The following is a 12,016-nucleotide window of genomic DNA, read 5'->3' as shown; positions in this document are numbered from 1 at the left end:
GCGATGTGTATAGAGTCTCGGCGGGCGCCGGGCAACGTCAATGACGCCTCGTCGCAAGAGCCCTCACTGTGGCGCTTGTGAGACCGGAACAGCTTCGATGATCACAAAGGCTTGAGCCATCGGATAGTCGTCGCTGATGGTGAGATGGACGGCAGCGCGGTGGCCGGCGGGCAGCATGCGCGCGAGCCTTGCAGCGGCGCCGCCGCTCAGTTCCATGGTGGGCATGCCGCCATCGAGGTTCACCACCTCCATGTCGTGCCAGAACACGCCTTGCGCAATGCCGGTGCCCAGCGCCTTGGCGCAGGCCTCCTTGGCGGCGAAGCGCTTGGCGTAGCTGGCAATGCGCCCGCGCCGGCTTTCGGCGCGGGCCTGCTCGCCCGCCGTGAAGATGCGGGTGATGAAGCGCGCGCCATGACGCTCGATCGACCGCTCGATGCGGCGGATGTCGATCAGGTCGGAGCCGATGCCGAGGATCATTGCGTGGCGCTGCCGATACCGCCGGCGGCGCTGGAGACCTTGCCGCCGCGCCGGCGCGCCTTCTCGGCCAGCCTGCGCCGCCGCTGCTCGCGGAAGGCGCCCATGCCCCAGCGCGTGATGCCGTAGAACACCAGGCCGAAGAGGATGCCGAGCGGGACCGCGCCCACGGCCATCGGCTCCAGGATCGGATGCCACAGTTGCGCGAAGGACAGATGCTGCAGCATGTCGCCCAGGTTCGCCGGCGGGCCGTGCGAAGGCGCATGCTGGTGCAGGATGATCTTGCCCGTCTCCCAGGAGACGCCCCACAGAAGCGGGACGGTCAGGGGATTGCCTCCCACAGCAGCACCAAGCAGGGCCGCGACCAGATTGCCGGCGATGACCCAGCAGATGACGGCCGCGACGATGAAATGGAGGCCGAGCGGGAAGAAGGAAGCAAAGACGCCCGCCGCCACGCCGGCCGCCACCGCATGCGGCGAAGCGTTCAGGCGCAGGATCCGCTTCGAAAAATATTGAAGCGAGCGCGAAAACGACCGGCGCGGCCACAGCCACACGCGGAAGCGTTCCCAAAGGCTCTCGGATTCCCTGCGCTTGAACAGCATATCTACGATACAACGCTTGTCGGCATCAGATGTTGCGGCTGCCCGGCTTCACCGGCGGCAAGGCGGCAAGTTCGGGCGGCAATCGGTCGGCAGGATAGGCCGGAACCTCATATTCGGCGAGTGCGATCAGCGGCACGCCGACATCGGTCTTGCCGGCCGAACGGTCGATGATGCAGGCCGCTGCCAGCACCTCGGCGCCGAGGTCGCGCATGCATTCTATCGTTTCGCGGATCGACAGGCCGGTGGTGACGATATCCTCCACGATGACGACGCGCGCGCCCTTTTCGATCTCGAAGCGGCGCAGCCGGAAGGCACCCTGCTCTCGCTCCACCCAGATGGCCGGCACGCCGAGATGGCGCGAGGTCTCGTAGGCGGGGATCAGGCCGCCGACGGCAGGACCGACGACATAGTCGATGCGGCCTGGCACAGAGGCGCGAATCCTGTCCGCCAGCGCCCGGCACAGCCTTTCCGTCTTGTCGGCATGCATGAACACCCTGGCCTTCTGCAGGAAGACGGGGCTGCGCAGGCCGGATGTGAGGATGAAATGCCCCTCCAGCACCGCGCCCGCCTCGCGGAAGATGTCCAGCACCTCGGCCGTGCCCATGCCCTTTTCTGCCATTCGTCCCTATCCGTTTATCCGTTGACGCGCCGTGCGTCGCTGACGCTGGCGTTTTCCTTGAGCTGCGACAGAAGCCGGCTCAGATGCTTCAGGTCCCAGACCTCGATATCGACCAGCATCTCGGTGAAGTCGGGCGCGGTGCGCACCATCGACAGCGTATGGATGTTGGCGTCGTTGGAGGCGATCACCTGGGCGATATCGGCAAGCGAACCCGGCGCATTGATGGCGGTGACGGAGACCCGCGCCGGAAAACGCTCGCGGTTGTTTTCGTCGATGTCCCAGCGCACGTCGATCCAGCGCTCGGGCTGGTCGTCGAAGGCGGTAAGCGAGGGGGACTGGATCGGATAGATGGTGATGCCCGAGCCGGGCTGGACGATGCCGACGATGCGGTCGCCCGGCACCGCGCCTTCCGGCGCGAAACGCACCGGCAGGTCGCCGCGCACACCGCGGATCGGTACGGCCGCGTCCCTGGCCGCGCCCTTCGGCAGACCCGAGCCGCGGCGTGGGGTGCGGCCCGGCAGGTGGAACAGCATGCCGGCGGCGTTGCGGATGCGCGACCAGCCTTCCTCGCGCTGGCGCGGCTGCGGAACGGTGACGCGCTCGTCCTTGTAATCGGGATAGACCGCTTTCATGACGTCGGCGGACGACAGTTCCCCGCGGCCGACCGACGACAGCACGTCCTCGATGTCCTTGCGCGCCAGCCGGTGCAGCACCGGCTTCAGGCTCTCCTTCGAGAAGGTCTTGCCGTTGCGTTCGAAGGCCCGTTCCAGAATGCGTGCGCCGAGCCCGGAATATTGCTTGCGGATGGCGTTCTTGGTGGCACGGCGGATGGCGGCGCGCGCCTTGCCGGTGACGACGATCGATTCCCACGCGGCCGGCGGCACCTGCGCCTTGGAGCGGATGATCTCGACCTCGTCGCCGTTCTTCAACTCCGTCATCAACGGCATGATACGGCCGTTGACCTTTGCGCCCACGCAGGAGTCGCCGACCTCCGTGTGCACGGCATAGGCGAAGTCGATCGGCGTGGCGCCGCGCGGCAGGGCGATCAGCATGCCCTTGGGCGTGAAGCAGAACACCTGGTCCTGGAACAGTTCCAGCTTGGTGTTCTCCAGGAAGTCCTCAGGGTTGTCGCCCTCGGACAGTTGCTCGATGGTGCGCCGCAGCCAGGCATAGGCGTTGGTGTCCTTCGACAGGGCGGGTGCCGCGCCGTTCGCCTTGCCGCTTCCCTCCTTCGAGCCGAAGTCCTTGTAGACCGAATGCGCGGCCACGCCGTATTCGGCCACCTCGTTCATCTCGCGCGTGCGGATCTGCAGTTCGACGCGCTGGCGGGACGGCCCGACGATGGTGGTGTGGATGGAGCGGTAGTCGTTCTGCTTGGGCGTGGAAATGTAGTCCTTGAAGCGGCCGGGCACCATGGACCAGGTGGTGTGGATGGCGCCGAGGGCGCGGTAGCAATCCTGTACGGTGTCGACGACCACGCGGAAGCCGAATATGTCGGAAAGCTGCTCGAAGGAGAGCGCCTTGGCCTCCATCTTGCGGAACACGGACCATGCCTTCTTCTGGCGGCTGGTGACTGTCGCCTTGATGTCGTATTTCGCAAACAGGGCCGACAGCGCCTTTTCGATCTCCTCCAGCACGCCCTTGTTGCGCTGGAAGATCTCGGCCAGCCGCTCCGTCACTGTGCGGTAGGCTTCCGGGTTGATGTAGCGGAAGGCGATCTCCTCCAGCTCCTCGCGCATGCCCTGCATGCCCATGCGCCCCGCCAGCGGCGCGTAGATCTCCATCGTCTCTTCGGCGATGCGCAGGCGCTTGTCCTCGCGCATGTGGTTGAGCGTGCGCATGTTGTGCAGCCGGTCGGCCAGCTTGACCAGCAGCACGCGCACGTCTTCCGAGATCGCCAGCAGGAGCTTGCGCAGGTTTTCCGCCTGCTCCGCCTTCTTGGAGACCAGGTCCAGCTTCTTCAGCTTGGTCAGGCCCTCCACCAGCTTGCCCATTTCCGGACCGAACAGTTCGTCGATCTCGGCGCGGGTGGCGGTGGTGTCCTCGATCGTATCGTGCAGGAGGGCCACCGCTATGGTCGCCTCGTCCATGTGCATGTCGGTGAGGATGGCGGCCACTTCCAGCGGATGCGAGAAGAACGGGTCGCCCGAGGCCCGCTTCTGATGGCCATGCTTCTGCATGGCATAGACATAGGCCTTGTTCAGCAGCGCCTCGTTGACGTCGGGCTTGTAGCGCTGGACGCGCTCGACAAGCTCGTACTGACGCATCATGGACGGTTACTCGCGGAGGATCGGTCGAAATGAATCATGCGCCGGACGGCCGTCCGGCGCATGATATAGATAGCTGCGAAATCGCCGCCACGAAAGTGCGGCAACTCCAGCACCTTAGAAATCGTCGCTCTTTTCCGGCGCCACCAGTCCCTCGATGCCCGCCAGGAGGTCTTCCTCGGACATGCGGTCGAAGGCGATGTTCTCTTCCGGCTCGTCGGCGTCGGCAGCGGCAACCGCGCCGGTCTGGTCGGCGATGGCCTCGCTCTCGGGGGCCTCCGGCTCGTCCACCTCGACATGCTTCTGCAGCGAATGGATCAGATCTTCCTTGAGATCGCCGGGCGAAAGCGTCTCGTCGGCGATCTCGCGCAGCGCCACGACCGGGTTCTTGTCGTTGTCGCGCGGCACGGTGATCGGCGCGCCCTGGCTGATCAGGCGGGCGCGGTGGCCGGCCAACAGCACCAGCTCGAAGCGGTTGTCGACCTTGTCGATGCAGTCTTCAACGGTTACGCGGGCCATTCAATGCCCCTTTCGTGCTCTTGATATTATGGGAAACCGGCGCGGTCCATAACCCGAACCTTGCCGAAACTCAAGCTTTTCGGCAAGCGTGCACCCCGTCATGTAACGGAACCGCAGGCTGCGCCGATCACATTCTCTTGTGCGGGCACCGGCATGACCGGCCGGCGTCTTGGAATGCCTTGATCCCGACGTTATTGCTCTCCAGTTAAGTTATGGCCGGTCTGTTTGCAACCGGCTGCGGTTGCGAAGGCATTCCGGCAAAGACATTTCGACAAAGGAATTTTTCATGTTCGATCCGCGCGAGAAGATCGCTCTCTTCATCGACGGCGCCAATCTCTACGCCACATCGCGGTCGCTGGGCTTCGACATCGACTATCGCAAGCTGCTGGCAAGCTTCCAGAAGCAGGGCTACCTGCTGCGCGCCTACTACTACACCGCGCTGGTGGAGGATCAGGAATATTCCTCGATCCGCCCCCTCATAGATTGGCTCGACTACAACGGCTTCAAGGTGGTGACCAAGCCGGCCAAGGAGTTCACCGACGCCAGCGGCCGCCGCAAGATCAAGGGCAACATGGACATCGAACTGACGGTGGACGCGCTGGAACTTGCCGATGTCGTCGACCACTACGTGATCTTCTCCGGCGACGGCGATTTCCGCACGCTGGTCGAAGCGCTTCAGCGGCGCGGCCGCAAGGTCTCGATCGTCTCGACCATGGCCTCGCAGCCGCCGATGATCTCGGACGACCTGCGCCGCCAGGCCGACCATTTCATCGATCTGATGACACTCAAGGCCGAGGTCGGGCGCGACCCGTCCGAGCGGCCGGCGCGAAGACCCGATCCCATCCATGCCGACACCGAAGAGGACGAGATTTGACTGTCGTGGCGACGGCGGTCGCCTCTCCCGAGCCGGACCGCGACTGCCCGCTCTGCCCGCGACTTCACGACTTCCTGGCCGAATGGCGCCAGCGCGAGCCGACCTGGTTCAACGCGCCGGTGCCGGCCTTCCTGCCGCCCGAGGGCGAGGACGCGGTGCGGCTGCTCATCGTGGGGCTGGCCCCCGGCCTGCGCGGCGCCAACCGGACGGGCCGGCCCTTCACCGGCGACTATGCCGGCGATCTGCTCTATACCACCCTCACCCGCTTCGGCCTGGCGCGCGGCGAGTTCAAGGCGCGGCCCGACGACGGGCTGGAGTTGATCGGCACCGCGATCGTCAATGCGGTTCGCTGCGTGCCGCCGCAGAACAAGCCGGTCGGCGCCGAGATATCCACCTGCCGAACCTTCCTGATCCCCACCATCGCCCGCTTCCGCAACCTGCGCGCGGTGCTGGCGCTCGGCGCGATCGCCCACCAGTTGACGGTGCGGGCGCTGGGCCGGCGCGTTGCCGCATACCCGTTCAAGCATGGCGGAAGACAGGAGGCGGGCGCCCTGACGCTGTTTTCCAGCTACCATTGCTCGCGCTATAATACCAATACGGGCGTGCTGACCGAAGAGATGTTCGTGAACGTGTTCAGGGAGATAGCGGAGTTTCTAGCGTAGTAAGATAGAAACCGGCGGAACCCCTGGCGGCAACGGCCCTTCCGGGCGCGCAGCAGCACCTATTTTCCCTTGTTCACCCCCGCTCCTTCAGCAGCCGGCCCTTCTCGCGGTTCCAGTCGCGCTGCTTTTCGGTCTCGCGCTTGTCATGAAGCTTCTTGCCGCGGGCAACCGCCAGAAGCAGCTTTGCCCGGCCGCGATCGTTGAAATAGATCTTCAGCGGCACCAGCGTCATGCCCTCGCGTTCCACGCTCTGGGCGAGCCTGGCGCGTTCGCGCTTGGAAACCAGCAGTTTGCGGCGCCGGCGGGGCTCGTGGTTGAAGCGGTTGCCCTGCAGATATTCCGGCAGGTAGGAGTTGATGAGCCACAACTCGCCATCCTCGACGGAGGCGTAGGATTCCTGGATGTTGGCCTGGCCCTGGCGCAGCGACTTCACCTCGGTTCCGGTCAGCGCCAGCCCCGCCTCGATGGTGTCCAGCACCTCATAGGAAAAGCGCGCCTTGCGGTTTTCCGCGGCGGTCCTGTTGTTGGGATCGGCCTTCTTCACCTGGCTCATGATGCGGGCAAATGGGGTCCCGCGGCTAGTTGATCAAGCCGGCATGCTTCATTGCCGCCTCGATCTTCTGCGCCGTCTGCTCTTCCACCGTCACCAGCGGTGAGCGCACCACGTTCTCCCCCTTGCCCAGACGCGCCAGGGCGTATTTGGCGCCCGAAACGCCCGGCTCCAGGAAGATCGCCTTGTGCAGCGGCAGCAGCCGGTCCTGCAATTCCAGCGCCTTTTCGTGAGCGCCCGACAGCGTCGCCTCCTGGAACTCGGCGCACAGGCGCGGCGCCACGTTCGAGGTGACCGAGATGCAGCCCACGCCGCCATGGGCGTTGAAGCCGAGCGCCGAGGCGTCCTCGCCCGAAAGCTGGATGAACTGCTTGCCGCAGGTGGCGCGCTGCTCGGAGACGCGCTCGACCTTGCCTGTGGCGTCCTTGACGCCGACGATGTTCCTGAAGTCGTTGGCGAGACGGCCCATCGTCTCCGGCAGCATGTCGATGACCGAGCGCGGCGGGATGTTGTAGATGATGATGGGCAGGCTGGTGGCTCTGGCCACCGCCGCGAAATGCTCATAGAGGCCGCGCTGGGTCGGCTTGTTGTAATAGGGCGTCACCACCAGCGCATAGTCCGCGCCGGCCTTCTCGGCATACTGCACCAGGCCGACCGCCTCTTCCGTGTTGTTGGAACCCGCACCGGCCACCACCGGCACGCGCCCCGCGGCCACCTCCACGCAAGTCCGCACGACGTGGCGGTGCTCGTCATGCGAGAGCGTGGGCGATTCCCCCGTCGTGCCTACCGGGACCAGCCCCTTGGTGCCTTCGGCGATCTGCCATTCCACGAAAGCGCGAAAGGCTTTCTCGTCGAAACGCCTGTCACGATCGAACGGCGTCACGAGCGCGGTAAGCGAGCCTCTCAGCATGCGGAACAAACTCCCTGAAACCTCTGCGGTTTCGCAATTTCTGTCGATCGCCGGCTTCTAGACCAAAGCAAGGCGGCGCACCATAGTCTCGACATCGTTGCGGAGCAAGAAAAGCCGACTGGGCCAACTAGGCATTCCGGGAGGCGGCTTCGTCCATTCATTTACGCCCCGTTCACCATTGGCAGCCACGCTTACATAGACACGCGCACACCCTGGGCACGGAAACAACGCCACCATGACCGCGCCACACTCCTATCGGGCCGTCATCGTCCTTGGCTTGCTGGCCGCGCTGCCTTTCGCCACCGCAGCGGGACCGGATTCCGGGGCGCAGATGACAGGGACCGTTCCGCAGCCCGCGGCCCCGCTGCCTGCACCTGCCCTGCCGGCGTCTCCGGCGCCCACGCCGGCAGGTGCCGGCATGGCGCCGCAACCGGCCGACATCGCCAGCCTGAAGCGCGGTCTGGATGCGCTGGCGGCAGGCCAGACCGACCCTGCGCGCGCAGCACGCGACAGCCTGCCTGCCGATTCGCTGGACCGGCATGTGCTTGCCTGGGCTATCGCCCTTTATGGCGGCAGCGCGGTTCCGAGCGGCGAGATCGCGGCTGCCGCCGAGATGCTGCCGGGCTGGCCGGGCATGGCCACGCTGCGCGCCAACAGCGAGCGGGCACTGGCGCGCGAGAACCCGGCCCCGCAGGCGGTGGTGCAGGCGTTCCACGGCAGCCAGCCGTTGACCACGGAGGGCACGGTGCTGCTGGCCCGCGCCTATATGGCACAGGGCAACGCCAATGCCGCGCGCTCGGTGCTTTCACCCTTCTGGCGCCAGACGAAGCTGGGAACCAAGGACGAGATCCTCATCCTTGCCGAATTCGGCCGGATCATCCCGGCCGCCGATCACCGCTACCGCATGGAGCGCATGCTCTATGCCGATCGCGTCAATTCCGCCCTGCGTGTGGCTGAACTGGCCGAGGCAAAGCCGCTGGCCGACGCCTGGGCGGCGGCCGTGCGCAATGCCAAGGATACGCCGAAGCTGCTGGCCGCCGTTCCGCAGGGGCAGCGCTCGGCCGGCTATTTCTTCGCCCAGGCCGAATATCTGCGCCGTCAGCAAAAGTTTCGCGAGGCTGCCGCGATCATGCTGAAAGCCCCGACCGACCGGGACGCCTTGATCGACCCCGACGCCTGGTGGGCGGAGCGCCGGGCGCTGTCGCGCGCGCTGGCGGACCTCGGCGACATGAAGGCCGCCTACAGGATCGCCGCCGCCCACGCCGCCGAAAGCGCTGCCGACGCGGCCGACGCCGAGTTCCACGCCGGCTGGTACGCGCTGCGCGGGCTCGACGACACCAGGACGGCGGCGAAGCATTTCGCCCGCATCGCCACGCTGGCGCAGGGGCCGATCACCCTGGCGCGCGCCTATTACTGGCTGGGCCGGGCGGCCGAGGCCGGCGGCCCGGGCAAGGCGGGCGAGTATTTCGCCAAGGCGGCGGACTACGGCACAACCTTCTACGGCCAGCTCGCCGGCGCGCGCATTGGCCGGCAGGCGCTGGACATCGCCGACCCGGTGCCGAGCGCCGCCGACCGACAGGCCTTTGCCGCGCGGGAAGCGGTGGCGGCCATCCGGCGGCTGGAGGAAGCGGGCTATCCGCGTTATGCCGAAACGCTTTACCGCGATCTCGCCGGGCAGTTGACCAGCCCCGGCGAACTCGCCCTGCTGGCGGAAATGGCCGAGAGGCAGGACAATCATTTCCTGGCGTTGAAGGTGGCCAAGATCGCCGCCGGGCGCGGCATCGACGTGGGCGCGCTGTCGCACCCGCTGGGGGTGATCCCGGCTTCAGCCGACGTCTCGAGCGCCGGTGAAGCCCTGGCCTATGCGGTTGCCCGCCAGGAAAGCGAGTTCAATATCGGCGCGGTTTCCGGCGCGGGCGCGCGCGGTCTCCTGCAATTGCTGCCCGACACCGCAAAACAGGTTGCCAAGAAGGCCGGCCTCGCCTTCTCCCCGGAGCGGCTGACGACCGATGCCGGCTACAACGCCACTCTGGGCTCGGCCTTCATCGGCGAGCAGCTCGGCCGCTTCGGCGGGTCCTACGTGCTTGCCTTCGCCGGCTACAATGCCGGTCCGCGCCGCGCCGCCGAATGGGTGGCGAAATATGGCGATCCGCGCGGCAAGGACCTCGATACCGTCGTCGACTGGATCGAGCGCATTCCCTATGCCGAAACGCGCAGCTACGTTCAGCGGGTGATGGAAAACTACGAAGTCTACAAGATGCGGCTTTCGGGCCGGTTCGACATCGCCGGCGACCTGGTCGACGGGCGCACGTAAAGATTGCAATTCGGGGGCGGCATTTGGGGCACGCGGACGGGTTCCAGGATTTCTTCTACGCAGCGGCTGATGGCCTGCGCCTGCATGCGCGGCTCTATGGCGAGGATGCGGGCGCCGGCCTGCCGGTCATCTGCCTGCCCGGCCTGACCCGCAACGCCCGCGACTTCCACGAACTGGCGCTTTATCTTTCGGCCGGCACGCCGAAGCCGCGCAGGGTCATCGCTTTCGACTATCGGGGGCGAGGCGGCTCGAACTGGGACCCGGATGCCGGCAACTACAATGTCGGCGTCGAGGCCAACGACATCCTGGCGGGGCTGGATGCGCTGGGGATAGGCGAGGCCGCCTTCATCGGCACCTCCCGCGGCGGGCTCATCATCCATGTGCTGGGCGCGCTGCGGCCGCAACTGCTGAAGGCCGTCGTGCTCAACGACATCGGTCCCGCGGTCGAGGCGGAGGGCCTGGCCCATATCCGCACCTATCTGCAACGTTCCCGGTCGCCGAACAGCCTCGGCGAGGCCGCCGAGGCGCAACGTGCGGTGCATGGCGAGGATTTTCAGGCACTTAGCCCGGCTGATTGGCTGCGCATGGCGCACGCAATCTATCGCGAACGGGACGGAGCCTGGGTGCCCGATTTCGACCCGAAGCTTGCCGCATCCTTCGACGGGCTCGATTTGTCCAAGCCGCTGCCTGCGCTGTGGCCGCAATTCGACGCGCTGGCGGCGGTGCCCATGCTGGCCATACGCGGCGCCAATTCGCGGCTGCTTTCGGCAGAAACGCTGGAGGAGATGCGCCGGCGCCATCCAGGCCTGGAAACGATAACCGTGGCCGGACAGGGCCACGCCCCTTTCCTCGAAACCGGCGCCCTGCCCCGCGCGATCGCCACCTTCCTCGACAGCAACTCTTAAGGAAGCGCAAAGGCTTTCCGTCCCGCTCCTGTCCCCCCACCCACAAGCGGCAGAGACCGGCGCACGGCATTTGCAAATGGCGAAACCATCCGGGCTGCCCGGCATGCCGCCGACATGGTTCCAGGCGCCCGCTTCCCGAACAACCAAGCACAGGCGATAGCCGGTCAACGCCTCAGGCGCGGTTCCCGGCATATCTTGTCAGGGCACAACCACAACCCAGACGGGAAGCCTCGCCGACCGGCGAGGCCAGCCTCACCTTGCCTGCTTGCGCATCTTGGCAGCGGCGGGTTCAGCCGGGCAATCCGCCTGAGCGTCATCCTCGGCGACATCTTCCTTGACCGGAGCCGGTGGCCGGCTTTCGAGCACGGTGACGCAGCCGTCGAGATCGTGGGTGGCCAGATGCGCGTAGCGCATGGTCATCTGCAGCGTCTGGTGGCCGAGCCACATCTGCACGCGACGGATGTCGATCCCGCCCTGGACCAGGCGCGACGCGCAGGTATGGCGCAGGATGTGCGGCACCACCTGGGTATCGGCGCCGAGCCCGACCTCCATCTTGGCATCGTTCCAGATGGCGCGGTATTGCGGCTGGTTGAGCATCGCGAACGGGCCTTTGAGCCGCCGCCCTTCGGCCGAGACCGTGACGGACGCCCGGGCGCGGTCGGTCAGCGGAATGGTGCGGCTGCGGCCCGACTTGGTGATCCAGAAGGAGACGCGGTGGGTCTGGATGTCGTTCCAGATGAGACCGAGGGCTTCGCCGAGACGGCAGCCACTATCTACCAGGAAGACCGACAGCCTGTAGGCGTCCTCGCTGCGGCTGCGGATCGCCGCAAACAGACGCGCCTCCTCGTCCCTTTCGAGGAAGCGGATTCGTCCCGCCCGCTCCTTTTGGCGGCGGAACTCGGGCAGGCTGTGGATATCCCCCATTTTATAAGCCTTGCGCAGCAATTTGCTGAGGGCAGCCATCTTGCGATTGATGGTTGCGTTGCTGTTGCCGCGCTGGCGCAGGGTGCCGATAAGACCGTCAAGGGTGTTCTGGCTAAACGCACTGAAGCGTTCGCCAAGCAAAATCTCGTCGATTTCGCCGATGAACGAGCTGACATTATATTTATGCCGCCCATCATCCCACAAAATATCACGATATGCTGAAAAAAGCTCGCCGATCCTGTATGCTTTTACTTCTCTTATTCCGATATCATACTTGATCTTCGTATTTTGAGAAGTGAAAGCCGCGAAATGATCGGAGAGTTGGCTCTCCTGAAGTGCATTATTGGACATATTATCACCACACCCCCGAGTGGATGAGGCAAGCCCTATCCATTC

General features: G+C 65.6%; 12 protein-coding genes. 4 read left to right on the top strand and 8 right to left on the bottom strand.

The window, feature by feature from the left end:
- Positions 1-63: 63 nt before the first annotated feature.
- The 5 genes from acpS to rpoZ form a co-directional block, all read right to left on the bottom strand.
- The gene (gene acpS, locus ACTDI4_RS09340) at positions 64-477 is read right to left on the bottom strand and encodes a holo-ACP synthase (protein WP_442840891.1); all 414 of its coding nucleotides are present in this window, start codon (positions 475-477) and stop codon (positions 64-66) included.
- A complete protein-coding gene (locus ACTDI4_RS09335; RefSeq protein WP_442840890.1) occupies positions 474-1,076 on the bottom strand; it encodes a DUF2062 domain-containing protein in 603 nt (200 codons plus the stop codon). The genes acpS and ACTDI4_RS09335 overlap by 4 nt, the downstream gene beginning before the upstream one ends.
- 25 nt (positions 1,077-1,101) lie before the next feature.
- Positions 1,102-1,680: an orotate phosphoribosyltransferase gene (gene pyrE / locus ACTDI4_RS09330; protein ID WP_442843311.1), complete on the bottom strand. Its 579-nt coding sequence runs from the start codon at positions 1,678-1,680 to the stop codon at positions 1,102-1,104.
- Between the two features lie 29 nt (positions 1,681-1,709).
- Positions 1,710-3,965: a RelA/SpoT family protein gene (locus ACTDI4_RS09325; protein ID WP_442840889.1), complete on the bottom strand. Its 2,256-nt coding sequence runs from the start codon at positions 3,963-3,965 to the stop codon at positions 1,710-1,712.
- Between the two features lie 114 nt (positions 3,966-4,079).
- Complete coding sequence (gene rpoZ / locus ACTDI4_RS09320; RefSeq protein ID WP_442840888.1) at positions 4,080-4,481, bottom strand: DNA-directed RNA polymerase subunit omega; 402 nt, start codon at positions 4,479-4,481, stop codon at positions 4,080-4,082.
- A 286-nt stretch (positions 4,482-4,767) separates the two neighbouring features.
- On the opposite strand from rpoZ, the gene ACTDI4_RS09315 reads away from it, so the two are divergent.
- Complete coding sequence (locus ACTDI4_RS09315; protein ID WP_442840887.1) at positions 4,768-5,355, top strand: LabA-like NYN domain-containing protein; 588 nt, start codon at positions 4,768-4,770, stop codon at positions 5,353-5,355.
- Positions 5,352-6,017, top strand: coding sequence for a uracil-DNA glycosylase (locus ACTDI4_RS09310; RefSeq protein WP_442840886.1), 666 nt, complete (start codon positions 5,352-5,354; stop codon positions 6,015-6,017). The genes ACTDI4_RS09315 and ACTDI4_RS09310 overlap by 4 nt, the downstream gene beginning before the upstream one ends.
- A gap of 73 nt (positions 6,018-6,090) precedes the next feature.
- On the opposite strand, the gene smpB is transcribed toward ACTDI4_RS09310, so the two are convergent.
- Both smpB and dapA read right to left on the bottom strand, forming a co-directional pair.
- Positions 6,091-6,570, bottom strand: a complete 480-nt coding sequence (gene smpB / locus ACTDI4_RS09305; protein WP_442840885.1) for an SsrA-binding protein SmpB — start codon at positions 6,568-6,570, stop codon at positions 6,091-6,093.
- 25 nt (positions 6,571-6,595) lie between these two features.
- Positions 6,596-7,477 carry a 4-hydroxy-tetrahydrodipicolinate synthase gene (gene dapA, locus ACTDI4_RS09300; protein WP_442840884.1) on the bottom strand — a complete coding sequence of 294 codons (882 nt, stop codon included), beginning with the start codon at positions 7,475-7,477 and terminating at the stop codon, positions 6,596-6,598.
- A gap of 235 nt (positions 7,478-7,712) precedes the next feature.
- On the opposite strand from dapA, the gene ACTDI4_RS09295 reads away from it, so the two are divergent.
- Both ACTDI4_RS09295 and ACTDI4_RS09290 read left to right on the top strand, forming a co-directional pair.
- Positions 7,713-9,791 carry a transglycosylase SLT domain-containing protein gene (locus ACTDI4_RS09295; RefSeq protein ID WP_442840883.1) on the top strand — a complete coding sequence of 693 codons (2,079 nt, stop codon included), beginning with the start codon at positions 7,713-7,715 and terminating at the stop codon, positions 9,789-9,791.
- A gap of 23 nt (positions 9,792-9,814) precedes the next feature.
- Positions 9,815-10,696, top strand: coding sequence for an alpha/beta fold hydrolase (locus ACTDI4_RS09290; protein ID WP_442840882.1), 882 nt, complete (start codon positions 9,815-9,817; stop codon positions 10,694-10,696).
- Between the two features lie 252 nt (positions 10,697-10,948).
- Here ACTDI4_RS09290 and ACTDI4_RS09285 read toward each other — a convergent pair whose 3' ends face one another.
- Positions 10,949-11,971: a site-specific integrase gene (locus ACTDI4_RS09285; protein WP_442840881.1), complete on the bottom strand. Its 1,023-nt coding sequence runs from the start codon at positions 11,969-11,971 to the stop codon at positions 10,949-10,951.
- Positions 11,972-12,016: the final 45 nt, after the last annotated feature.

It is taken from the genome of Mesorhizobium sp. PUT5, from assembly GCF_052216645.1.
Classification (GTDB): Bacteria; Pseudomonadota; Alphaproteobacteria; order Rhizobiales; family Rhizobiaceae; genus Mesorhizobium.
Note: the sequence above shows the minus strand (reverse complement) of the source record. Positions and strands in the feature narration are given on the sequence as shown.